The organism is uncultured Paraglaciecola sp., assembly GCF_913020055.1.
In the GTDB taxonomy this organism is placed as follows: domain Bacteria; phylum Pseudomonadota; class Gammaproteobacteria; order Enterobacterales; family Alteromonadaceae; genus Paraglaciecola.
The window spans coordinates 17,672-43,084 of record NZ_CAJWCF010000014.1 but is presented as its reverse complement, the minus strand read 5'-3'; the positions used below and the strand labels follow the sequence as shown (position 1 = coordinate 43,084).

The following is a 25,413-nucleotide window of genomic DNA, read 5'->3' as shown; positions in this document are numbered from 1 at the left end:
CTCAAGGCTAATACCTATCATCCTTATAATTCAGCTTGTTTTCTTTAATGCACCTAGAGGTATTAAATACTCCTTTCTCAGAGCATTCAGCCAAAGAGTGCTCTTAACAGTAGGGGACAGTGAAGTTCGTTACCTTTATTTCCGCTTAGTGCGATCAACGGACATTCGACCTACCTTAACCGAACGGCTGCTATGCCCAAAATTTCGGCCAGTCGAAAAGCGAGTATCAAACGCTGGAATGAGCGATTAACCAACATAACGAGTTCTGCTGGAAATTTTCTCTTTGTGCGTATTGTTGAGGTTAGATCACCATAAACGTGATTTCTCTTTCTGACCTAAAGCGGACATTCGAACGCAAAACTTGAGGGAGATGTTTGTGCCGTTGCAGTCGATAAGCAGGAGTTATCTGACAGGCTGCTGTGAGCCTAATACCGGACAGTCGGAACTTTCAAGTCATAGCGCATTGTCAGGTTTTTTTACACTATGTAAACTCATGGATATTTCATCAGAAAAATTTGAGCTGCGTTGCTGATTGACTTAATCAATACCGCCTACCAGTCTGAACATATGCTTTATCAGGCTCCTTAGAGCCTAATAGCAGACGGTCGAGCGTTAAACATTAAGGAGGACTTTGTGCCATAAGCAGATCTTCATTTGGCATCTACTGCAAGTCCTCAAAAGGATAAAAACCAGACGTTCAGGGGGGATTTAAATTGAATATTTGGATTGGAAATTAACACGCAAACTAAAACTCCATTACTGAGACTGTTTCTCACTAAATTAATCGATTAGCCTCTGTAGGCCAATAGCCCGCGTTATTTTGCCTGTCTTTATAAATATTGACAAAGTTGATGTTTTATAAGAAGTTTAACTCTCAAATTATAGTGAATTTTCAAGGGAACGTTTGATGTCGATGATAAAAAATGGAATTTTTAAAAGTAAATTATCGACTAGATTACTAATCCGTATCCTGCTGATCAGTGGAACGTTTACCCTGTTGATAACTGCTTTGCAGTTATTCGTCGATTATAAAAAAGGCATGACTTCTCTTAATCAAGAAGTGAGATTGATTGGTGATAAATATTCAGAAATGTTGGCCAGAGCTTTATGGGAGCTTAATTCACCTGCTGCTAAAACAATAATCGATTCCATCAAAGCTAATGAGTCGGTCAGTTATTTAGAGCTAGTTAAAATAGATGACGATGGTGTTGAGGAAGTGATGAACCTCGGTAGTAAATCGAATAACGACATCATCGATTTCGAATATCCTATAAAATTCGAACTATTTGAAAGAAAATTCTTGCAAGGCTACTTGCGAGTAATTGCAGACAAGGACGAGGTGATAAAAAATCTATACGATACGTTTTATCTATTATTGTTATCGCAAGCCATTAAAACCTTCTGTGTTTCCTTTCTAATCTTATTAGTATTTCGCCAATTAATCATTCGCCACATTGAAGATATTACAACTTGGTTAAAGTCTTTTAGCCCACATGCACCCTTTTCTCCCATTTCCGAAAACCAACAACAAAGCTCGCAAGATGAGCTTAGTTTTTTAAAGTCTTCAATTAATGACATGGGCAAGTTGGTTCATGATCACACACATTCACTTGAGAATTTGGTGGAGCAGCGCACACTGGAATTAAAGCGCCAAACGAAAACGCTTGAGAAAACACAGACGGAGCTGCATAAAATATTGGTAGATAAAGAGTTGAAGTTAAAAGAGGTGACTCAATCCACGGGTTATTGGCTGTGGGAGCTAGACCAGTTTGGTAACGTCAGCACTATGAATAGTGAATTTTCCAACCTAATTGGTTTAACCATTAATAACAGCTCACCGCAAAGCTTTGTAAATGCTCTACCTTTTTTTGAACCTACCGAGATAAAAGACAAGTTAACGAGGTTAATAACTGATAGAACGGTAATTGAAGCCATTGATTGCCAGTTACGCTCAATTAATGATGATGAAATCTGGGTTACCATAACAGCTACCCCACAGTTCAATGAGCAAGGCGTGTTTTGCGGTTATCATGGCTCGGCACATGATTTTACTCAACAAAAGCACTTGGAAAATTTAGCCTATACCGATGGTCTGACGGGCATCGCAAATCGAGTGGCGTTTTTCCTTACCGCAGAAAAAGAGCTTAATCGTGCCAGAAGAATGACGTATGACGTTGGTGTGATGATGTTGGATTTAGACTACTTTAAGTCCATTAATGATTCTTACGGTCATGAAGCGGGGGATGAAGTACTCAAAAAAGTCGCAAATGCGCTTGATGGCTGTTTAAGGGAAGTGGACTGTGTAGGACGAATTGGTGGCGAAGAATTTGCGATTGTGGTTCCTGTCGCCGATAAATCAGGATTACACAACTTGGCCAAACGTTTGCAAACATCAATTAGTTTACTGAGTTTTAAATCTATTCCAGAAGAACGTGAAATCACCATTAGCATCGGCTATACCATGGTAAAAACCAATGAAACCTTTAAAGTAGCTTTAAGTCGATCCGATAAGTATCTATACGAAGCAAAGGCTAATGGAAGAAACTGCTTTATTACTGATCATACCTTTATTTCAAAAATCGTTTAAAATTTCAGAGCTGGTCAGGTAATCAATGTACCTTGATAGTTTTATAAGTTTCATGGAAGTTATTAATCGATTGATGACGATTAACGTCAATTAGTGGGAAAACTCCGTGATTCGTCACAAAAAATTTGACTGACTGCTTTCCCAGTTAGGTTGATCCTCAGGATGCCTTAGTTATTGTTCCGCTTCTCGCTCATACCTGAAATAGGTGTAAATGAAACTGACTTTCCGCTATTCGCTCAAACCGGACGAAACCACAATAAATAGCTACGTCCCCTTTCTTGGGCAAAGCAGCCGTTCGGCTAAGTTAAATTGAGTAACTGTTGATTGCTCAAACTGGTAGTAAACGAAAACACGGCAATGTCCGCTTTGGTGACGAAGCGGAACATTTTTTTGATTTGAATTCAGCTCTTATAAACTACTACTTGAGACAAAAGAAATAGTGTCATATCCAATATCAAATGACTTCAATTGGCAAAAACATCCCCATCAGATTTAACGCTCGACAGTCTGCTTCTAGGCTCGAAGCTGCCTGTCAGACAACTTCTAATCAATGACTGCAATTTGCACTAAGTGTCAGTTCCCTAAATAACCGTGACTTTCTTCTTTTGAATTGGATGTGTCTTGGAGTAAGGCAAATTGAGCAGCTTAGATTGCAGAAACCGGCCTTACCATGACAACTTGAATTGAATGATTTCAGAGCATCTATTAGGACTATCAAAGAGATTGATCCCAGACATTAGGCCCTGAAAGGGCTAATTCTGATTTAAACCTAAGCAACAAATTCCCACCACAGCAAAATCCCCTATATTTACCAGCCAAATCTGTATTTTAAACGGATTTGGGTATACACTATGCGCCGCATTTGAAAGCGATATAAAGAAAGCAAAAAGTGTATTGTCCTAAGAGGGGCAATTTTAAATAATATAAAGGAAAAAAATGACTCCTATTACTAAAACTTTTCAGTATGGTCAGCATACTGTTACTCTAGAAACGGGCGTAATCGCTCGTCAAGCCACCGCAGCTGTAATGGCAAGTATGGATGATACTTGTGTATTGGTTTCTGTTGTTGGTAAAAAGAATACTAAGCCTGGTCAAGACTTCTTCCCATTGACGGTTAACTATCAAGAAAAAACTTACGCAGCTGGTAAAATTCCAGGTGGTTTTTTCAAACGTGAAGGCCGTCCTTCTGAATACGAAACATTAACGTCTCGTTTGATTGACCGTCCAATTCGTCCTTTATTCCCAAATGGGTTTATGAACGAAGTACAAATTATCATCACTGTTGTTTCAGCTAATCCTGAAATCCCTACTGATATAATCTCTCTAATCGGTGCGTCTGCCGCACTTGCTATCTCTGGTATGCCTTTTAACGGTCCTATCGGTGCTGCACGTGTTGGTTACACTGATGATCAATATGTATTAAATACCCGTACTTCTGAACTTGAAGCTAGCAAGCTAGACCTAGTGGTTGCTGGTACTAAAAACGCAGTATTGATGGTTGAGTCTGAAGCAGATATTTTATCTGAAGAAGTGATGCTTGGTGCGGTTATGTACGGTCACGAGCAATTACAAACAGTTATTGGTGCTGTAGCTGAGTTTGCTGCTGAGGTCAATACTCCTTCGTGGAATTGGGAAGGCGAGCCAGAAAATACTACGCTTAAAAACCAAGTTAAAGAATTAGCTGAAGCCGGTATGACAGAAGCCTATCAGGTTTCTGACAAAATGGAGCGTAAAGACGCTATCAACGCTTTGACTAGTCAAACAGTTGAAACTATTGTTGCTGCTGATGAAACTCAAAACGCTAAAGAAGTATCAGAAATGATGCACGAGCTTGAAAGTGACGTAGTACGTTCACGTATTCTAGCTGGTCAGCCACGTATTGATGGCCGTGATCCAGCGATGATCCGTGCGCTTAACGTTGCTACTGGTTTGTTGCCACGTACTCACGGTTCTGCTTTGTTCACTCGTGGTGAAACCCAAGCAATCGTTGCTGCTACTTTAGGTACAGAGCGTGATGCACAGATGATTGATGGCCTTAGTGGTAAAACTGACAGCCGTTTCATGTTGCATTATAACTTCCCTCCATACTGTGTGGGCGAGACTGGTTTTGTTGGTTCTCCTAAGCGTCGCGAAATCGGCCATGGTCGTCTAGCTAAACGTGGTATTCAAGCGGTTATGCCGTCTGAACAAGAATTCCCGTATGTGGTACGTGTTGTTTCTGAAATCACTGAATCAAATGGTTCGTCTTCAATGGCGTCTGTTTGTGGTACGTCTCTAGCGCTTATGGATGCTGGTGTACCAATTAAAGCGTCTGTTGCGGGTATCGCAATGGGCTTAGTGAAAGATGATGAAAACTTTGTAGTTCTTTCTGACATTTTAGGTGATGAAGATCACTTAGGTGACATGGACTTTAAAGTAGCCGGAACAACTGGCGGTATCACTGCACTACAAATGGATATCAAAATTGAAGGTATCACTCAAGAAATCATGCAAGTTGCCCTTAAGCAAGCTAAAGAAGCTCGTTTGCATATTCTAGGCGTGATGGACCAAGCGATTTCTGGTCACCGTGAAGAGATGTCTGAGTTCGCTCCACGTATCTACAAAATGAAAGTGGATAAAGACAAAATCCGTGACGTAATTGGTAAAGGCGGCGCGATGATCCGTGCTATTACTGAAGAATCTGAATGTAATATCGAAATCGAAGATGACGGTACTGTTAAGATTTTTGCTACAGAACTAGCTAAAGCGCAAATCGCTATTGCTAAGATTGAGCAAGTCACTGCTGAAGTTGAGTCAGGTAAAACTTACTCAGGTAAAGTGACGCGTATTGTTGATTTTGGTGCCTTTGTTGAAATCCTGCCTGGCAAAGAAGGCTTAGTACATATTTCACAAATCGCTCACGAACGTGTTAACAAGGTATCTGACTTCTTAGAAGAAGGCCAAATCCTAGACGTTAAGGTTGTTGAAATCGACCGTCAAAACCGCGTACGTTTAAGCATTAAAGATTTGCTTGAAAAGCCAGCGGCACCAGAAGCAGCTGAAGGTAACGAATAAGTTATCTAATTTATATTAGGTAACCAAAAAGGGAGCTTCGGCTCCCTTTTTTAATGTCTGTATTTTATGCTTGAACCAGCTTTTTAATATTGTTTCTTTAATGTTTGGTGATTTTTGTCACTATTTGATGATTTAACACAATAAGTCGTGTTCTTCATATTTGATAATTATAAGCTATTTTTAACTATCTGATTTTATTGATAAAAATTATTGGCCTCATATTTGCTCCTGTCTAAGTGAAAGCTCAACTAACAACCTTACTCGAGGAGAATCAAATGGACGATAAAACTAAAGCAACATTAACCAATCTGGCTACTTGGAAACGAGGTTTATTCATGGTGGTTTTTGCCATCATTTCAGGGGTAGCAAAATTAATTGTAACCTTGGTGGCTGTTTTTCAATTTGTGACAGTGCTCTTTAAGGGGCAGGTCAATGAATCGGTGATACCTTTCGGTCAGAATTTAAGTACCTATATCTATCAAATCACCTTGTTTTTAACCTTCAATACTGACGATATGCCGTTTCCATTTATGGATTTTCCTGATGGCGCACCAAAATCAAACTTAAATGAGGGAGAAGGTGAATATATGGCCGCTTCTGAGACTACAACCAAAAACAATGAACAGGTTATTAATGTCGCAGATGAGGACATTAAGAATGAAACAGCAGCGGAAAATAATTCAAAGGATGATCCGCTTACGGTTTAAAAACTAAAGGATCAGGTTAAAGCAAATAGCTTAGCCTGATCCTAAGTATTGCTCACTTAAGCTAGACATCCATGATGATTAAATGATTATTTGTTCTAAAACATGGGTTTCGTTAGGGTTTACTGTCTGGCTCTTAGTTATTGCCGTTTCTACGCATAACATGGTTAGGTAACTATCGTTTTCCATATCAAGCATGTTAATGGATTTATCCTGCCATGGGTTCCATACCACTATGCTATCGTGCCCCGTCGATTGAATATCCGTTTTTATCTGCTTATCAATTATGGTCAGGGTACTTGGTGTTTCCAAATGTACCCTGTCTGTTTCCTCGTTGAATCGGTATGGCTTAGGCGTTTCGAACAATTGATAATCCCGGGTTTTATCCGAATACTGCTCAGACAAGCCGAACAACTCGCATTGGGTAATATTTGAAATAGTAAAATAGCTATGTAGCGCGCAGTCATAGGTTAAGGGGCTGTCACCAATATTAGTGGTATGTAATTGTATTTTTAACTGTTGCCCTACGTGAACCTCTAGGGTGAGTTGTGCCTTGCCTTCTAATCCTTCGCCTATGCTCGTTTGCGGTGTTAGTTTAATGATTGTACCGGTATCCGTTTCTTCGGTGTTGAGGATGTCCCAGGTTTGTGTTCTAACGTACCCGTGAGCAGCTAAATCAGAGTTGGATTTATGTGCACCAAACCATGGCCAACATACAGGGATACCACCACGAATAGCCGTTGTGCCGTCAAAAATAGCTTTTTTACTTAGCCAAAGGCGATCACGATTGTCATGTTTGGGCGTGAAGCTCAAAATGTGCCCACCAAACAAAGAGATTTCAGCTGTGGCGAAGGCATTATTTATGTGCAATAGCTGAATGTTGTCTCGCGTTTGTATATTTATTGAATCAGTCAGTAGCATCGGTGTTCTCTATAAGGGGGATCAAAAAAGGCGCCTAAGATAGCCGCCTTTTTAACATGTTTTAGTGGCCAAATTAAAGATCAACCGATCCAATTAATTCGCCAAGCTATTTATTTGCTGATATGTGCAACCAAATCTAATACTTTGTTTGAGTAACCAATTTCATTGTCGTACCAAGAAACCAATTTCACAAATGTATCTGTTAAGGCAATACCTGCAGTGGCATCAAACACTGATGTGCGAACGTCACCAATAAAGTCTTGAGATACTACCGCATCTTCGGTGTAACCCATCACGCCTTTCATATCGCCTTCAGAAGCGGCTTTCATGGCGGCACAAATTTCTGCATAAGTAGCTGGTTTTGCTAAGTTTACCGTTAAATCAACCACTGAAACATCAGCAGTGGGTACGCGGAAAGCCATACCAGTAAGTTTGCCGTTCAGTTCTGGAATCACTTTACCTACTGCTTTTGCTGCACCAGTAGATGAAGGGATGATGTTCTGAGAAGCACCACGTCCACCGCGCCAATCTTTAGAAGAAGGGCTATCAACGGTTTTCTGCGTAGCAGTAGTTGCGTGTACAGTTGTCATTAGACCGTCAACAATACCGAAGTTATCATTTAGTACTTTAGCTAAAGGCGCTAAGCAGTTAGTAGTACAAGAGGCATTAGACACCACATCTTGACCAGCATATTCATTATGGTTAACACCCATTACAAACATAGGCGTTGCATCTTTAGAAGGGGCAGAAAGTACTACTTTTTTAGCGCCTGCTTCAATGTGCTTACGTGCAGTTTCGTCAGTTAAAAACAGACCGGTTGATTCAACTACTACCTCAGCGCCAATTGCATCCCAAGCCAAATCTGCTGGGTTACGTTCGGCAGTCACGCGTACAGTTTTACCGTTCACTACTAATTGGCCATCTTTTACTTCAACGGTGCCGTTAAACTTTCCATGGGTAGAGTCATACTTAAGCATGTACGCCATGTAGTCTGCATCTAATAGATCGTTAATACCGACTATTTCAATGTCGTTACGTTCACATGCGGCACGGAATACAAATCGACCTATTCGGCCGAAGCCATTGATACCTACTTTAATTGTCATGTCTTAATCCTCTGAGCTTTTATAACTAATCGATTAAATCAGTTTATTACGAAAGGCGATAACGCCCTTCTGAAATATTATTACAAAATTATGGACTAAATCGTAGAATAAGGCAAAATATTCCCATAAATATGTTATTAAATTACAATATTGTCATTGCAAACGTATTCATTGCCATCAATGTAAGGTTTTCGCCGATAATGTTCCTATTGCAGTAATATAAAATGTTGCCCCTCCAATAGAGGTGATTGTGAAGGTCGCTGACCTCCGTTAAATAGACAGGAATTAAATTTTAATGACATCTTCGTTACTTGAGCAGCTGGTGGAATATCGCGGAATTGAGTCTAACTACAATGATGCTTGGGGACATCCAACAACCATAGAGCCAGCAACAAAAAGCAAGTTGTTAGCCGCAATGGGTTATCAGGTTAATGACCCAGATTTGTTACTGGCACAAGTTCAGGATAAAAGTAATAAAGTATGGTTGACTGTATTAAACCCTGTGCAGGTTTTACGTGTTAAAGAGCCTCTGCAAATTACAGTGCGCCTTCCTATTGAGTTAGTGACAGATGAATATGTGGCTCAGATTGACACTGAGCTTGGTGAAATATTACAACACCGATTTATTCCTATTGATGGTCAATTGATAAATGTTGTACATATCGAAGAGATTGAGTTTCAAGAGTATCTAATTGATATTAATGTAGATTTACCCTTGGGATACCATACATTGTCTTTGGTAATTGATGACGACGTGTTAGGCCGTATGCGCCTGATTATTGCCCCTACATCGTGTTTCAAGCCAAAAGCACTGACTCAAGGTCAAAAAGTCTGGGGGCTAAGCGTTCAGCTTTATTGTTTGCGCAGTGACAACAACTGGGGAGTAGGGGATTTTACCGATTTGTCATTTCTGATTGAAAAATTGGCTAAACAAGGTGCACAATTTGTTGGACTCAATCCTATTCATGCTCTTTATCCAGCTAACGCCAATGCTTGTAGCCCATATGGACCCTCGTCTCGTCGCTGGTTAAATTTTATTTATATTGATGTGACTGCCCTAGATGGATATCAGCAAGCTGACACACAGGCAGTCATCAATGACCAAGATTTTCAGCATAAGTTACAGCAGGCTAGAGCCACTGATTTAGTCGATTATGAAATTGTTACTGAACTAAAGTTACAAGCACTAGACAAAGTCTTTGAATATCAGAATAGCCAGTATCTGTCTAAAAACACCAAGTTAAACAAGTCATTCAAAGCCTTTGTAGCTGAAGGTGGTGATAGTTTACAGACCTTGGCGGTATATGATGCTTTACAAGAGAGTTTAGCGGTACAAGGCAAAGAGTCGTGGGGCTGGCCTGTGTTTCCAAAGGAATTCTCCGACTTTCACAATCCTGCAGTTAAGACCTTTACTAAAAAACATGTCAAGCGTGTGAAGTTTTTCCTCTGGTTGCAATGGCAAGCCGCGCTGCAACTAGAACTGGCCAATCAAGTCGCACAAAAAAATGACATGTTAATTGGTTTATACCGCGATCTTGCCGTAGGCGTAAGTGAAGGTAGTGCAGAAATTTGGGGTAATAAAGACTTATATTGTACAGATGCAAGTGTCGGTGCTCCCCCAGATATCTTGGGCCCACTAGGGCAGAATTGGGGTTTACCGCCAATGGACCCAGAAATACTTTATCAACAACAATACCAACCCATAATTGAATTGTTTGATTCTAACATGCGCGCTACAGGTGCTCTTCGTATTGATCATGTGATGGCTCTACTACGATTATGGTGGGTTGCTAAAGGTGACAATGCTAAGCAGGGCGGATATGTCTATTATCCTGTAGATGATTTATTGGCTATTTTGGCCTTGGAAAGCCACAGACATCAAAGTTTGGTGATTGGCGAAGATTTAGGTACCGTACCAGAAGAGATTAGAACCAAACTAGCCGATAATGGTGTGTATTCTTATCGTGTGTTCTTTTTTGAGCAATCTAAAGATGGTGGTTTTTTCTCTCCTTCTCATTACCCTGAACAATCTATGTCAACTCTTACCACGCACGATATGCCAACCTTGTCTGGTTATTGGCATTGTCATGATTTAGAGTTAGGAAAAGAGTTAGGTTTATATCCTACAGAAGAAATTTTAAGTACTCTCTATACCAGTAGACACGAAAACAAGCAGGCTATTTTAGATACCTTGCATGGCCATCATTCGGTTAATGACGAAGTGGGCCATGATGTGCATAATGTTGGCATGAGCAAGGCGCTTAATTTTGGTATGCAGATACATATGGCTGGAGGTTCAAGTGAACTTCTCAGCTTACAATTGGAAGATTGGTTAGAAATGGATAAGCCAGTTAATATTCCTGGCACCTTTAACGAATACCCTAATTGGCGACGCAAACTAACACGGAATTTACAGGATATATTTGATGATAGTTCGTTAAATAATCTTGCAGCTAATTTATCTGAGGCACGAAAAATCGCCTCTAAGTAAAACAGACAGTGGCTCACTTATTCTGTGAGTCACCCTTACTAAGGCGAAAAAATGCAGCTAGAACACTTACTCAAACATGCCACATGTACTTTTCCTTTTGCTCATCTGGGCGCTCATTTTCAGCCCTCAAATTCTATTTTTACAGTCACAACTTGGTTACTCAATGCTGAAACAGTCAAGGTAATTGACTTAGCATCTGGTAAGCCAATCGGCAGCTTAACAAAAGTAGCTGATAGTCATTTGTTTCGTGGTGAGTTTAAGGTTAAACAAGCACCGCAAGTTTATGCCTTCGAAGTCACAAACAAACAGGGGCTGTATCAGGTTATTGATCCTTACCAGTTTCAAGAACAGGCTTATCATGCTGTGCATTTTATCGATCACAGTGCACAAAATGTATATCAACAATTAGGTGCGCAACTTATTTCTTTGGATGTAGGTCTAGCTGCACCCATTCAAGCCACTCGTTTTGCTGTGTTTGCACCTAATGCTAGTGCGGTGTCGTTAATTGGTGAATTTAATTTTTGGGATGGATCGTGTTTACCCATGCAAAAAACCGATTTTGGTTATTGGGTGTTAGTCGTACCAGGTATCGAAGCTGGGGCGAAATACAAATATCAATTAAAAGATGCTGCGGGTAATAATTTACCGCACAAAGCAGATCCAGTAGGTTTTTACGCAGAACAATACCCATCACATACTTCAGTGGTTTACGATCACGAACAATATCAATGGCAAGATAAAGCTTGGTTAAAAAAAGCTAAGAAAGACAAATACCAGCAACCCATGAGTATTTATGAATTACACATGGCCTCGTGGAAACGGCCTGAGCAAGATTCGGGTGAAAGGTACCTAAGTTACCGGGAGTTAGCAGAAAAATTAATTCCGTATATTAAAGACATGGGTTATACCCACATTGAACTGTTACCGATTTCAGAGTTTCCTTTTGATGGCTCGTGGGGTTATCAGCCGGTGGGATTGTTTGCTCCTACTAGTCGTTTTGGTTCGCCTGATGACTTTAAATATTTTGTCGATCAGTGTCATCAGAACGGTATAGCCGTAATCATTGACTGGGTGCCTGCGCATTTTCCTGAAGATGGCCACGGTTTGGCTAGATTTGACGGAACTCACGTTTACGAATACGAAGATCCTCGCAAAGGTTGGCATCCAGATTGGAACTCCTGCATTTACGATTTTGGCAAGGACACGGTACGTCAGTTTCTAGTGGCCAATGCATTATTCTGGGTGGATAAGTACCATATTGATGGTCTTCGAGTTGATGCTGTGGCATCCATGTTGTATTTGGATTATTCACGAGAAGAAGGCGAGTGGATACCTAATGTAGATGGCGGTAACCATAATTACGAAGCCATTAGTTTATTGCAATGGATGAACAAAGAAGTTTACGAAAAATTCCCCCATGCAATAACTATCGCCGAAGAGTCCACTTCGTTTCCAAAGGTTTCACGGCCTGTATTTGAAGGTGGTTTGGGCTTTGGTTTTAAATGGAATATGGGCTGGATGCATGATTCTTTGCATTATATTGCTAAAGATCCGTCCTATCGTCGTTATCATCACAATGAAATTACCTTTTCTATGGTTTACGCCTTTGACGAAAGTTTTGTGTTGCCTATTTCCCATGATGAAGTGGTACATGGTAAAGGTTCATTGTTACGAAAAATGCCAGGGGATGAATGGCAACAAGCTGCAAACTTACGCGCTTATGCTGGTTTTATGTATGCTCATCCCGGTAAAAAACTTAACTTTATGGGTAATGAAATCGGCCAAGCTGCAGAGTGGAATCATGACAGCTCGATTAATTGGCATTTGCTTGAATATGATAAACATAAAGGCATTCAAAACTTGTATCGTGACCTAAATAAAGCGTATCGCAAGTATCCTGCACTGTATGAATTAGATCACAGTAAACAAGGATTTGAATGGATTGATCATGGAAATGCAGATCAAAGTATTTTATCTGTTTTACGTAAGTCTAGTGATGCAAAACAGAAGATGTATGTGTTGATTAATTTCACGCCTATGCCCTACGAAAACTTTAAGTTAGGCGTGCAGGATGAAGGCACTTACCAGTTGGTTTTAAACACTGACGACAAAAAGTATTGGGGTAGTGCTTACAAAACAAGTAAAAAAATGCAGGCGGTTGCAGAGCCATGGAACGACCAATCTCACTCTGTCAGCTTTAATCTGCCGCCTTTGGCTTGTATGTTTATTTTATTTAAGGGCTAACAAATGTCCAAGTTTGATGTTTCAGATGGGCAACCTCATCCTTTAGGTGCCACTATGGGGCAAAGTGGATGTAATTTTGCCGTTCATTGCCCTAATGCCGATGGCGTTGAAATATGTTTATTTAACAAAGATACAGAAGAACAGTTGGCGGTCATTGCGATGCCAGCAAAAACTGGAAAGATTTGGCATTGCCAGCTTGATAATATTCAAGCTGGGCAATTGTATGGCTACAGAGTGATTGGTGAAAACCATGTACATATGGGGCTGAAATTTGATCATCAGAAATTGCTCATCGACCCTTATGCAAAAGCCTTAAATAGGCCTGCTGTGTGGAATAAAACGCAGTACGAAGGTGATAGCCAATACATGATCCCTAAGGCCATAGTCCAAGACTCTGAACCTTACTTACAGAAAAACTTTAAACCCCATACTCCTCTTGACCAAACTGTTATCTATGAGGCCCATGTCAAAGGTTTAACCCAGTTACACCCTGATGTGCCAGACCACTATAAAGGTAAGTTTTTAGGTGTATGCCACCCTTCAGTTATTCGCCATCTAAAATCATTGGGCATTACAGCTATTCAGTTAATGCCTGTGGCTGCATTTATGCCAGAACCCTATATCACCAATAAAGGGCTGACAAATTATTGGGGCTACAACCCGATTAATTACTTTTGTCCCGAACCTAGGTATGTAGTTGAAGACGGTGTAGCTGAATTTAAAACAATGGTAAATACTCTGCATGAAGCAGGGCTCGAAGTGATTTTGGATGTGGTGTTTAATCACACTGCAGAGGGAGACTTTGACGGACCATTACTGTCATTTAAAGGCTTTGATAACTCGTCATGTTATTTATTCGATCGTAACGAATATGGTGCGATTGATTACAACAAATATGTCAATAATTCAGGCTGTGGCAACAGTGTGAATACGGCTTTTCCGTATGTGCTTAAAATGGTCATGGATGCACTGCGTTATTGGACAACAGAAATGGGGGTGGATGGTTTTCGATTTGATTTAGCCGCTAGTTTAGGCCGTGACCCTTATGAATTTTCATCGTTGTCTGGATTTTTTCGCACCATTCGTCAAGATCCAATATTAATTAAAAGTAAACTGATTGCCGAACCTTGGGACATAGGTCATGGCGGTTATCGTCTAGGCCAATTTCCGTCTAATTGGTTAGAGTGTAATGACAAATATCGAGACACTGTACGCTCGTTTTGGCGAGGCGATAAAGGCCACACTAGCGATTTTGCTACTCGGCTATTAGGCTCACGTGATGTTTTTCATAAGGAGGCCCGTTCCATTCTTACGTCGGTCAATAACGTCAGTTACCACGACGGATTTACCTTGCATGATTTAGTTAGTTACGCTGAACGGCACAATGAAGCAAATGGCGAACAAAACCGAGATGGCCATGGGCATAATGTGTCGGCTAATTATGGTGTTGAAGGTGAAACTTCTGATGCACAGATACTCGCTATACGTGAAAGACAAAAACGCAACATGTTTGCTACTTTGATGTTGTCTCAAGGTATCCCACATGTGCTTGGCGGTGATGAATTAAGCCGTACTCAGCAGGGCAACAATAATGCCTATTGCCAAGACAATGAAATAAGTTGGCTTGATTGGACATTAAATCAACAAAAACAAGATTTCTTAACCTTTTGTCAGCAAGCGATTTCGTTGCGTAAAAGTAGTGAAATACTTAATCATCTTAATTTAAAAGATGACAATTATTCGTTGGGCCATAATGTCGAAAAGATTAATTGGTACCGGCCAGATGGCGAGCGTAAGTTAGAAGATGATTGGCAAAATCACAATAACCAAGCGTTTGCTTTAGAACTATGTGGCCCGCGTGATGCGGATAATGCACACCATGAACATTGGTTGTTGGTATTTAATGCCAGCGACCATGATGTACGGTTCCATTTACCCGACTTGGGTGCTGATACGGCCTGGCAAATTATGCTAGATACCCGATATGCGAGATGGTCTGAACAACCTGACTTACTTATTAGGCAAGTGCATATGCAAGCATTTAAAAGTATTTGTGTGTTTAAGTGTTCTGTTGATAACTGAGTATTTTATGCCTACAGTCAAACATAAGATGGTTGGTTTGATGTGAAGTTTAATGATTGATTACAAATAAAGTGAACTATTCTCAGGAGCACGGGGATTATGTAGTGAGTCGTTCCCAGCAAACTATTATTTTCTCTGCTCGAGGCCCATGGAACGATGAAACCATGATACGCGGGGCCAAAGAAATGGGTCAGAACATTGGACAGTTAGATTTATCTAAACCTTGGGGCTGTCTAAGTTGTTTGTATGGCGAGAGTTTAATGCCACCTTCCACTTTTAAGGCATTTGCAAAACACACTAAAATCCGAAAATCTATGGGGTTAACTGGACTAGCGGTAGTGATCCAGGATTCAGATATTGCCAACACAATTCAAAGTCAATTAACCAAAGCCTATCAAGCCGCAGAGGTGGATTTTGCGTTTTTAAGCGATATTAATTCAGCCATTACCTGGTTATCGAATATAGATGTAAGTATAGATACGCATCAAGCCAATCAATTTTTTCAGCTTCATTCGTTTATTCGGTCACGGGGCTATTAATGATTCTTATGATGAATAGTAGTAATAAGTGGCCCTCTAAACATTCGAAATGTCTGTACAGATACGTATACTGATTAATATTAATGTTTTTTAGTGAAAGTTAATTTCATTATTGCTTAGGAAAAATACTTGTTTGAGCGCTGATCATGTTGATTTTTAAAACTTAACCTCTCCTTTGAACAATTATTTCTCATAATGAAGATTAATTACCTAAAAATAGAGCATTAAGTGTACTTTTTTAGAAAATTGGTAATTTTTCAACAATTTGGTTCTTTGTGTTTCCTTGATTAGAATGCCCGCGAATTTGATATGACTATCGGGGATTAGGCAACAGGTTATGAATCAGCAGTTAGAGCAAGAACTCATTAGTAGTTGGCAGGAAAGGCAAGAATACGCAGAACAAATGCAGCCTGTATTGGGTAAACTTTATCGTAATCGTGCCATTGAGATATCGGTTTATGGAAGACCCCTTTTAGGCGCTAGTGCAATAGAGATTATTAAGGCCCATCGTACTGTTAGGTTAAAAGAGCAAAGCAAACTTAGGTTAAGAGAAAGTTGGCCGTTGCTGCAAGCCTTGAATGAAATGGAGCTGGCTCCAGCGCATATTGATTTGGGCAGATTAGCCTACGCTTATCACTATGATCCCGCATATAAATCACTATCAATTGAAGATTATCTTTCTAGTCAGCTTAAAAGTATTGTTAATGTTAAAGATCAACAAGAATCACAAGATGTGGTGTTGTATGGATTTGGCAGAATTGGCCGGTTATTAGCGCGATTGCTTATTGAAAGACAAGGTACGAATAATAAGTTACGACTAAAAGCGATTGTTGTTCGTGGTGGTAAAGAAGGGGATCTTGAAAAACGAGCGAGTTTATTACGTCGTGATTCAGTGCATGGGCCTTTTAATGGCAGTATCACAATCGATTTAGAAAAAAATGCGATTAAGGCTAACGGCTCTTATATTCAAGTCATTTATGCCAATAACCCCACTGAAGTTGATTACACTCAATATGGTATTGATCAAGCTATTGTAGTTGATAATACCGGCATGTGGCGTGATGAAGAGGGCTTGAGTCAGCATTTACAATCCAAAGGCGCAAAGAAAGTCCTGTTGACTGCTCCGGGTAAGGGCGATATCAAAAATATTGTTTACGGGGTAAATGATAAGGATATTTTGTCTTCGGATAAGATTTTGTCAGCGGCGAGTTGCACCACCAATGCAATTACACCTGTTTTAAAAGCGTTAGATCAAAAATATGTGATTGAAAGTGGTCATGTTGAAACGGTGCATTCCTATACTAATGATCAAAACCTGATTGATAATTTTCATAAAGGCGATCGACGTGGGCGCAGCGCACCATTAAACATGGTGATCACTGAAACTGGCGCGGCGACTGCTGTTGCTAAGGCATATCCTCAATTACTAGGTAAATTGACCGGTAGCTCCATTAGAGTGCCTACACCTAACGTATCTTTGGCAATATTAAATTTACACTTAGGAGAGTCAACCGATAAAGCGGCAATTAATGAATATTTACGCGACATCGCATTATTCTCTCCCTTGCAACATCAAATCAACTACACAGCCTCAAAGGAAATTGTATCCACTGACTTAGTGGGCACACGAGCGCCTTCGGTTGTTGATTCGCAAGCGACAATAGTCGCTGGTAATAGAGCCACATTATACGTGTGGTATGACAATGAATTTGGTTATAGTTGTCAGGTAATGAAAGTATTGCAGCATATGGCTGACTTAGTTTATCCAACATTGCCACAGCCTTTACCTAGTAAGGTATAGTAGCGAATAATTGAGTCAAAAATAATGCAATAAAACCCGCTTCGGCGGGTTTTATTGTAAAAAGGAAATAAGAGATTTCATTTTGAATAAAGTTTTTAATAAATTTAGATCTATTAAATGGCATATATGGTTAAGAGATTTGTTGTTTTTGGGGGTCTTTGTTTTTGCAATAAGTGCGTGGCAATCACGTAATATGCTCGATAGTGAGAGCAACCTCGAGGTAAATGGTCAATTGTTGGTCGGGCTTGACGGACAAACAAACAGTTTAATCAAATCTGACAAACCGACGCTGATTTATTTTTTTGCGCCTTGGTGCAAAATCTGTTCACTCAGCATAGGTAATCTTGAGTATTTAGACACTGATAAAGTGAATATTGTAAGAGTCGCGCTAGATTATTCAAATGTCGAAGAAGTCCAGAATTTTGCTGATAAACACAATATATCAAGTCAGATTTTGTTAGGTCATGAGGCGTTAAAACAACAATTTAAAATTCAAGGTTACCCAACCTACTATATTCTGGATGAGCAACAAAAAGTGTTGGCTAAATCATTCGGCTATTCAACGGCTTTGGGATTGAAAATAAGACAGTTTTTTTCGGCATAAACGTTTATCTGTAGTCCTTTTTTTATAGTGACTGTGATAAATTACTCGGGGCATATCTCCATGGGACTTAAAAGTGAGAATCAGTAGCAATTTTGATAGCGGAAATATTCAAGTTATCCGCGCAGAAGATCCATTAAATATTCAATTAAGTATTCGTAAAGATAACCAATCTGAGTTTTATCAGTGGTTTCATTTTAAATTAGAAACTCAAAGCTTTATTTCCCACCAGATAAGTATAACAGATCTCGAAAAGTCGGCTTATCCTGGAGGATGGCAAAACTATCAAGCCGTTGCTTCTTATGACAGACAAGAATGGTTTAGAGTGGAGTGCGAATTTGATGGTGATACGTTAACCATTGCCCATACCCCTGAATTTGAAAATATCTACTACGCCTATTTTGCCCCTTACAGTTACGAACGTCATTTGGACCTGATTAGCTGGGCGCAAAAGTCAGCTGATTGTCGTCAAGAGTTTTTAGGCGAAACTCTAGATGGAAGGGACATGTCTTTGCTGGTGGTTGGTCAACCAGAAGAAGGCAAAAAAGCGATTTGGGTGACAGCACGCCAGCACCCCGGCGAAACGATGGCCGAATGGTTAGTAGAAGGGTTTTTGGAGCGTTTATTAGACGAAGACGATGGCTTATCACGATTTTTGCTTGATAAAGCAGTGTTTTATATTGTGCCTAATATGAACCCTGATGGTTCAGCGCGAGGTCACTTGCGGACTAACGCTAAAGGTGTGAATTTAAACCGTGAATGGCAAGCACCTAGCATGGAAAATAGCCCTGAAGTATTTTTGGTTAAGCAGAAAATGCAAGCAGTGGGTGTGGATATGTTTTTGGATGCGCATGGAGATGAAGCTTTGCCTTATAATTTCGTCGCCGGCTGTGAAGGTAATCCAAATTACGATGCGCGATTGAAAAATCTAGAAGAGTCGTTTAAAACAGCCTTATTGACAGCTACTCCTGAATTTCAAGACGTACACGGCTATGATAAAGATGAACCGGGTAAAGCAAACTTAACAGTAGCGGCCAACGCGGTTGGACATGAATTTGATTGTTTGTCGTATACCTTAGAAATGCCATTTAAAGACAATATTGATTTGCCAGACCCAGCTTATGGTTGGTCTCCGGCTCGTAGTAAACAATTAGGTGAAGACGTATTGATTGCCATGCGGGCAGTAGTTGATACTCTTCGTTAGGTATTTTTGTAAAAACAAATATAAAAATAAAAACACAATAATAATTAAGGGGAAAACCGTTGGAAGCTTTTCATAATTTACTGAAATCGATGGATGGCATGTTAGGGGGCGCTTGGTGGTTCCCTTACGTGTTGCTTGGTACAGGCTTATTTTTCACTATCTACTTAAAATTTCCACAGGTGCGTTATTTCAAACACGCTTGGAAGGTAGTCACAGGTAAATATGACAAACCTGATGCGCCTGGTGACACCACCCATTTTAGAGCCTTAACGACGGCGCTTTCGGGCACAGTGGGTACAGGTAATATTGGTGGTGTAGCGTTCGCATTATTTTTAGGTGGTCCAGCTGCCTTGTTCTGGATGTGGGCAACAGCCTTTTTTGGTATGACAACTAAGTTTGTCGAAGTGACCTTGTCACACAAATATCGTGATAAAACACCAGATGGCTCTATGGCTGGTGGCCCCATGTACTACATGGACAAACGATTAAACATGAAATGGTTAGCCGTGGCGTTTGCTGTGGCGACTGTCATTAGTTCGTTTGGTACAGGCAACTTGCCGCAAAGTAATAGTATTGCTACCAGTATTGAAGCCACTTTTGGTTTTGACCCCTTAATTGTTGGCAGTATTCTTGGTGTACTTTTAGCCTTAGTTATTTTAGGTGGTATCACGCGTATTGCAGCTGTTACCTCGAAAATTGTACCAATTATGGCCTTGATATACATATTGGGTGCGTTTACCGTAATCTTTGCCAATATTGAAAATGTTGGACCGGCTTTTGTATCGGTGTTTTCAGATGTCTTTACCGGATCTGCTGCTACTGGTGGATTTTTAGGTGCGACTATCGCCTACGCCTTTAACCGTGGTGTTAACCGAGGCTTGTTCTCAAATGAAGCAGGGCAAGGTTCTGCGCCTATCGCTCATGCTGCGGCAAAAACTGATGAGCCTGTCGCTGAAGGTATGGTGTCTATTCTTGAACCGTTTATCGATACTATCCTTATTTGTACTATAACGGGCTTGGTAATCCTTTCTTCAGGTGTGTGGAAAGACAAACATGAGAACACCTTCGATCGCACAGATATGTATATTTTGGCGGGAGACTATGTTGAATCAAGCCAAGAAGATAAAGAAACTCTGTATGCGTACATTAATGATATAGAAGGCCATGGTGTTTCCGACTTTACGGGTGAGATACAAGTGGTTAACGGTAAAGCGGTAAGTAAAGGCTTTACGATTTTTAATGCCCGTTCGTTTGCTGATAATGTTGTTTTTTCTTTGGGTGATCCAGAGGACAATTTCACTGGCACATTAAAAGTAGTGGATGGCAACCTGAGTAAAGATAATATTATTGTAAGAGGTGAGTCATTAATTCACTCAGCAAGTCTTACCGCCTTAGCTTTCACTAAGGGATTTTTTGGTGAGTCGGGCAAATATGTCGTATCTATTGGTTTACTGTTGTTTGCCTTTTCTACGGCGATTGCGTGGTCTTATTATGGCGACAGGGCAATGACCTATTTGTTTGGTCCACGTTCGGTTATGCCCTATCGAGTAGTCTATGTAGCTGGATTTGTATGGGCTGCAGTATCTGACACTACCTTGGTATGGACATTGTCTGCGGTGGCTATAGTGGTAATGACCTTACCTAACTTATTTGGTATTTTCCTACTGCGTAAAGAAATGAAAGACTCCGTTGCTGAATACTGGGAAAAGTTTAATAAAGAAAACAAATAACCTTTGATGGTTTGAGTGAGGCGCGGCTATTAGTCGCGCTTTTCTATTTTGTCCCAATTTAGGGATATCAAATTTTGGAGGAAAAGATATGGCATTAATAGATTGCCCTTCTTGTAATAAAAAAATATCCGATAAAGCACAAAGCTGCCAACACTGCAGTTTTTCTCTCGGTACAGCAGATGCTGAGGATATTGCACGTAAACAAAGTTTAAATAAGTATCTAAAAAATCAAAAAATTCAAACACAGTCCATGATAGCCATGTTGTTATTTGTGGCGGGGTTTGGTTTTATGTACTGGGGTGGAGCTGAACCAGCTGGTGTGCAATATAACCTTGCAATCGGTCTTAGTATTGTTGGTTTTATTTGGTACATCGTTAATCGAGTGCGTTTGATACTTTTAAAAAGGTCTGATTAGTTATGGATAATACTGGGTTATTAAGTTCAATGTCTGAACCGGTTTATCAAAAATTGCTGCAAGCAGTAGAAACAGGTAAGTGGTTAGACGGTTCGCCGCTTACTGAGCAACAAAGAGAAACGTCAATGCAAGCGGTGATGTATTATCAAGCCAAAGTGTTAAAATCAGATCAACATATGACAGTTGGCCCAGACGGCGAAATTGTGCACCGAAGCCGAGAATCACTGCAGCAAGAACTCAAACAAAATTCTAATAACATTCAAACAATAGCGCGGTTTAAACAGGATGATCTTTAAGCACCTTTTTCGTTCCAAACATCAAAATCCTGATCCTCAGGTACGCCTTCAAGCAATAGAAAACCTAAATCAACAAGATCCTCAGCAAAAGTCTGTGTTGCACGAATTGGCTTTTAACGATTCAGATGTAGGTGTCAGTCTGGCTGCCTTACAGAAACTCGATAGCTTTGTACTGTGGTACAAAATGTCTGAGATTGCCAAAAACGAAAGAGTGCAAAAAAAATCACAACAGTTCGTTGAAAATACCTTGTTGGATGAGAATAATAGCGCCTTATCTGAAGATGAAAAACGCAAGTTTATATTAGAAACGCGGGATATTCGCATAGTCGAAAAATTACTGGTACAACCTTGGGTACAACAAGACATGCAACTGGCTATGAGTTTGCTGCAAAAAGCAGATAAGCCACAATTACAAGAAAAACTGTTGTTTGATAGCCAAAACGAGAGTTTGCAAATTGCCATATTAAGTACCTTTACCGATAGTGTGCAGACTCGTAAATTACTTAATAAAGTACAGAAGAAGATAGCTGCAAGTGAAGTGATTGCATTGGCGAATGACACACTTAAAAGCTGGCAGGCAGCAGAACAAGCGCCGATTGAAGTTGAGCAGCAAGTGAAAATGGTGTTGTCTCGTTTGCTGGCGCTGAAAGATCAGAGCGATTTATTATACATTCAGCAACAACAATCAGAACTAACCCAACAGTACACTCAACTAGCAGAACGGTTTGATTGTTTAACAGAGCTTAAACGAACTGAAATCCAGCAAAAACATTCCGACATTTCTTTGCGTGTAGAGCGCACAATTGCTTTGTTGAAGCCTCAATGGGAAGCACAACAAGCTGAGCTAGTGTTAAGTCAAAGTATGCAAGCTTTGGTGGCCGAGGTAGAGCAAAGTTTGGCTGAAGTGTCTAAACAGTTAACCACTCGAATCACTGAAATCAGCACATCTGAAGTGGATGTGTTTGTAAAAACAATACATCAGCAAACTGAAAAGTTACACAGTTTAACCCGCCAGTTACCAGCAACTCAGTCGAGTGAGCATAGACGTTTAGAACAACTGAATAATCAGTTGAGATCTAGTTTAAATACTCTGGAAAGTCTTGCTGATTTTCAACAGGCTATTCAAACATGCCAAGAGTTAATAGAAAAATTTGCTGGGTTAGCATTGCCTAATGATGCCAGCCAAATTGAAGCCGCCGAAGAATACCTTAGAGAGCAAAGAGCACAATGGCGTGCGTCTATAGCCAGCTACCAAGCACATGTTCCCGTAGCATTAACGCAGCAATGGAACGAATTACTAAAACAATGGCAGCAAGCAACAAAAGCCTTAAGAAACCAAGTAGACGGCGATGTGTCTCGTTGTAGAAATAAAATCAGAGCGGTTGAAAGTCTGATAAACCAAGGTAAGTTCAAAGCGGCAATGGTTCTTTACCAAAAAGTACAACGTTGGTTCACTGAGTTACCAGAGAGACAACAAGGGCAGTTGGAACGTACGTTTACTTCAGTTAAAGAACAAATTGAAAACCTAAAAGACTGGCAGGAATACATTGCTGCCCCGCGCAAACCCGCATTGTTAACTGAAGTTGAAGCATTAATTGCCCAGCCTTTAGAGATTGAAGCCCAATCAACCGCTATTAAGTCGTTGCGTTCACAATGGAATAGCTTAGGTAAAATAGATTCAGAGTCTGACAATGCATTAAATGTGGCCTTTGAAAGTGCAATTGAAAAAGCATTTGCGCCATGCCGTGAGTTTTATGATCAACAACAAAAACAACGTGAACAAAACATGTTGGCTAAGCAACAATTGTTAGCGGAGATTAAAGCACTAGGTGAGCGAGAAGGAAGCGTAACCGAATTGGCGAAAGCGCTAGGAAGTGTGCAGCAAAAGTGGAAAAACATTGGTGAAGTGGACTTCAAACAACGTAATGCTTTATACGATAGTTATCAAAAATTACTTAACCCCTTAAGGGATAAAGTATCGGCCTTCTATCAATACAATGCTGAGCAAAAGCAGGCACTGTTAACCAAAGCCGAAAAACTCTCAGAGTTGGAATCTGTGGATGAGGCAATAGAACAAGCCAAAAAATTACAACAGACGTGGAAAACCATCGAGCATGCCGGCAAAAAAGCCGAAGCTCAATTGTGGCCACTGTTCAGAAAGGCCAATGATAGCCTGTTCGCTAAAAAATCTGAGGTGAATCAACAACAGATTGCCAAAGTGAGAGAGCAAGTGGAGCTGATCAAACAGCAAGTCACACAGTTTGAGGCATCACTTGGTAATGCTGCTGATAAGGCTAGTGTGCAAAGTGCTATGCAAGAAAAACAAGGAGTTATTGATGCCATCAATACCTTGCCAACACGTGATCGCAGAGCGTTAGAACAAAGGGTACAAAGTGTTGTTGAACAACAGCAAGCTAAATTGGCCGAGCTTGCAAAAGCTGCCAAAAGTCAAACCTACCTAGATTTGTTTAGTGCGTTAAAAGAGTGGCAATCGGATGACGAAATACCCGCAAGCGCAGCTAGCTTAAACAAACAATGGCAACAGTGTTTCCGTGAAGTGTCTAAAGGTAATGATAGACATGAATTAACCATAAAAATGGAAATAGTGGCGCAAAAGGATTCACTCAAAAAAGATGCAGAGAAACGCCAAATGATTCAAATGCAATTGATGGCGCAAAAGTTACAATCTGGAGATAGCCTAGACTTGTTGTCTTTGCTCAAAGATTGGATCCGAGCGGGCAGCTTAAGTAAAACTGACCTGACTATGCTTAAACGAATCAAACCCTTGTTTGTCAACTCATGAGTGCTTTGATTCGGCTGAACAAATTTATCAGCGATTCTGGTTTTAGTTCCAGACGTGAAGCCGATAAATTAATTGAACAACAAAGAGTCAGAATAAACGATAGCATCCCGGAATTAGGCACTAAAGTGTCCCCAGGTGATGTTGTGACGGTCGATGGACAACTTATCCAAGCCAGTGCAATTGATAAGGCAGATAGGGTGTATATCGCCTATCACAAGCCTATAGGTATCACTTGTACTACTGAGTTACATATTCAAGGCAATATTGTCGATGCTATCGGGCATAAACAAAGAATATTTCCCATTGGTCGTTTAGATAAACCTTCTGAAGGTTTGATCTTTTTGACCAGTGATGGCGATATCGTTAATAAAATTCTACGGGCTGAAAACGCCCATGATAAAGAATATGTGGTGACCGTTGACCGGCCGCTAACAGATCGCTTTATTCAGAAAATGGCTAAAGGTGTGCCTATCTTAGACACCGTGACTAAACCTTGTGAAGTAACCATGCAAAGTAAAATGGTGTTTCGCATAGTCTTGACCCAAGGTTTGAACCGACAAATTCGGCGGATGTGTGAATATTTGGGTTATGAAGTCGTCAAACTTAAACGCACGCGAATTATGTCTGTACGGTTGGCAGGGCTAAAGGTTGGGCAGTGGCGGGATTTAACTGCCCAGGAGATGGATGAGATTAATGGGGCTGTTGAGGGATCCAGTAAAACGGCGGTTTAGGCGCTGTTTGTGATATTTATGCCCTAACGGGCACCCGCTTCCCAGCGGTTTTTCGATTGGCAGCCCTGTTAAACTACTTACTTTTTGCCTACAGCTGCAAAAAG

The 25,413-nt window shown here is 40.4% G+C and carries 16 protein-coding genes and 1 pseudogene; 15 read left to right on the top strand and 2 right to left on the bottom strand.

What is annotated here, in order from left to right; translation table 11 throughout:
* Positions 1 to 907 precede the first annotated feature (907 nt).
* The 3 genes from QZ488_RS04850 (at position 908) to QZ488_RS04840 (ending at position 6,348) form a co-directional block, all read left to right on the top strand.
* Positions 908 to 2,587 carry a GGDEF domain-containing protein gene (locus QZ488_RS04850; protein WP_293746676.1) on the top strand — a complete coding sequence of 560 codons (1,680 nt, stop codon included), beginning with the start codon at positions 908 to 910 and terminating at the stop codon, positions 2,585 to 2,587.
* Between the two features lie 936 nt (positions 2,588 to 3,523).
* Entirely contained in the window at positions 3,524 to 5,641 is a 2,118-nt protein-coding gene (pnp, locus tag QZ488_RS04845; RefSeq protein ID WP_293746675.1) for a polyribonucleotide nucleotidyltransferase, read from the top strand.
* Between the two features lie 275 nt (positions 5,642 to 5,916).
* A complete protein-coding gene (locus QZ488_RS04840; RefSeq protein WP_293746674.1) occupies positions 5,917 to 6,348 on the top strand; it encodes a DUF4389 domain-containing protein in 432 nt (143 codons plus the stop codon).
* A gap of 78 nt (positions 6,349 to 6,426) precedes the next feature.
* Here QZ488_RS04840 and QZ488_RS04835 read toward each other — a convergent pair whose 3' ends face one another.
* Both QZ488_RS04835 and gap read right to left on the bottom strand, forming a co-directional pair.
* Entirely contained in the window at positions 6,427 to 7,266 is an 840-nt protein-coding gene (locus tag QZ488_RS04835) for a D-hexose-6-phosphate mutarotase (RefSeq protein WP_293746673.1), read from the bottom strand.
* 110 nt (positions 7,267 to 7,376) lie between these two features.
* Positions 7,377 to 8,372, bottom strand: coding sequence for a type I glyceraldehyde-3-phosphate dehydrogenase (gene gap, locus QZ488_RS04830; protein WP_293746672.1), 996 nt, complete (start codon positions 8,370 to 8,372; stop codon positions 7,377 to 7,379).
* 295 nt (positions 8,373 to 8,667) lie between these two features.
* Between gap and malQ the strand changes: the two genes are divergently transcribed.
* The 12 genes and pseudogenes from malQ to rluF form a co-directional block, all read left to right on the top strand.
* Positions 8,668 to 10,863, top strand: coding sequence for a 4-alpha-glucanotransferase (gene malQ, locus QZ488_RS04825; RefSeq protein ID WP_293746671.1), 2,196 nt, complete (start codon positions 8,668 to 8,670; stop codon positions 10,861 to 10,863).
* Between the two features lie 51 nt (positions 10,864 to 10,914).
* Positions 10,915 to 13,107 (top strand): 1,4-alpha-glucan branching protein GlgB, encoded by a 2,193-nt coding sequence (glgB, locus tag QZ488_RS04820; RefSeq protein WP_293746670.1) that lies wholly within the window; start codon positions 10,915 to 10,917, stop codon positions 13,105 to 13,107.
* 3 nt (positions 13,108 to 13,110) lie between these two features.
* Positions 13,111 to 15,189, top strand: coding sequence for a glycogen debranching protein GlgX (gene glgX / locus QZ488_RS04815; RefSeq protein WP_293746669.1), 2,079 nt, complete (start codon positions 13,111 to 13,113; stop codon positions 15,187 to 15,189).
* A gap of 56 nt (positions 15,190 to 15,245) precedes the next feature.
* Positions 15,246 to 15,728, top strand: coding sequence for a hypothetical protein (locus tag QZ488_RS04810; RefSeq protein ID WP_293746668.1), 483 nt, complete (start codon positions 15,246 to 15,248; stop codon positions 15,726 to 15,728).
* A 337-nt stretch (positions 15,729 to 16,065) separates the two neighbouring features.
* A complete protein-coding gene (locus tag QZ488_RS04805) occupies positions 16,066 to 17,529 on the top strand; it encodes a glyceraldehyde-3-phosphate dehydrogenase (RefSeq protein WP_293746667.1) in 1,464 nt (487 codons plus the stop codon).
* A gap of 82 nt (positions 17,530 to 17,611) precedes the next feature.
* Entirely contained in the window at positions 17,612 to 18,133 is a 522-nt protein-coding gene (locus QZ488_RS04800; protein ID WP_293746666.1) for a TlpA disulfide reductase family protein, read from the top strand.
* Positions 18,134 to 18,206: 73 nt separating this feature from the next.
* Positions 18,207 to 19,334 (top strand): M14-type cytosolic carboxypeptidase, encoded by a 1,128-nt coding sequence (locus tag QZ488_RS04795; RefSeq protein ID WP_293746665.1) that lies wholly within the window; start codon positions 18,207 to 18,209, stop codon positions 19,332 to 19,334.
* A gap of 59 nt (positions 19,335 to 19,393) precedes the next feature.
* Positions 19,394 to 21,064 carry an AGCS family amino acid carrier protein gene (locus QZ488_RS04790; protein ID WP_293746664.1) on the top strand — a complete coding sequence of 557 codons (1,671 nt, stop codon included), beginning with the start codon at positions 19,394 to 19,396 and terminating at the stop codon, positions 21,062 to 21,064.
* An 88-nt stretch (positions 21,065 to 21,152) separates the two neighbouring features.
* Positions 21,153 to 21,479, top strand: a complete 327-nt coding sequence (locus QZ488_RS04785; RefSeq protein ID WP_293746663.1) for a hypothetical protein — start codon at positions 21,153 to 21,155, stop codon at positions 21,477 to 21,479.
* Between the two features lie 2 nt (positions 21,480 to 21,481).
* Entirely contained in the window at positions 21,482 to 21,775 is a 294-nt protein-coding gene (locus tag QZ488_RS04780) for a DUF1315 family protein (RefSeq protein WP_293746662.1), read from the top strand.
* Complete coding sequence (locus QZ488_RS04775; protein ID WP_293746661.1) at positions 21,765 to 24,578, top strand: DUF349 domain-containing protein; 2,814 nt, start codon at positions 21,765 to 21,767, stop codon at positions 24,576 to 24,578. Before QZ488_RS04780 ends, QZ488_RS04775 begins: the two co-directional genes overlap by 11 nt.
* Positions 24,575 to 25,306: pseudogene (rluF, locus tag QZ488_RS04770) on the top strand (23S rRNA pseudouridine(2604) synthase RluF); the annotation flags it as partial. The gene QZ488_RS04775 and the pseudogene rluF, both read left to right, overlap by 4 nt.
* Positions 25,307 to 25,413: the final 107 nt, after the last annotated feature.

Coding starts and splice junctions, on each gene's coding strand:
- QZ488_RS04850 (WP_293746676.1), top strand. CDS start 908: ATGTCGATGATAAAAAATGGAATTTTTAAAAGTAAATTATCGACTAGA.
- pnp (WP_293746675.1), top strand. CDS start 3,524: ATGACTCCTATTACTAAAACTTTTCAGTATGGTCAGCATACTGTTACT.
- QZ488_RS04840 (WP_293746674.1), top strand. CDS start 5,917: ATGGACGATAAAACTAAAGCAACATTAACCAATCTGGCTACTTGGAAA.
- QZ488_RS04835 (WP_293746673.1), bottom strand. CDS start 7,266: ATGCTACTGACTGATTCAATAAATATACAAACGCGAGACAACATTCAG.
- gap (WP_293746672.1), bottom strand. CDS start 8,372: ATGACAATTAAAGTAGGTATCAATGGCTTCGGCCGAATAGGTCGATTT.
- malQ (WP_293746671.1), top strand. CDS start 8,668: ATGACATCTTCGTTACTTGAGCAGCTGGTGGAATATCGCGGAATTGAG.
- glgB (WP_293746670.1), top strand. CDS start 10,915: ATGCAGCTAGAACACTTACTCAAACATGCCACATGTACTTTTCCTTTT.
- glgX (WP_293746669.1), top strand. CDS start 13,111: ATGTCCAAGTTTGATGTTTCAGATGGGCAACCTCATCCTTTAGGTGCC.
- QZ488_RS04805 (WP_293746667.1), top strand. CDS start 16,066: ATGAATCAGCAGTTAGAGCAAGAACTCATTAGTAGTTGGCAGGAAAGG.
- QZ488_RS04785 (WP_293746663.1), top strand. CDS start 21,153: ATGGCATTAATAGATTGCCCTTCTTGTAATAAAAAAATATCCGATAAA.
- QZ488_RS04780 (WP_293746662.1), top strand. CDS start 21,482: ATGGATAATACTGGGTTATTAAGTTCAATGTCTGAACCGGTTTATCAA.
- QZ488_RS04775 (WP_293746661.1), top strand. CDS start 21,765: ATGATCTTTAAGCACCTTTTTCGTTCCAAACATCAAAATCCTGATCCT.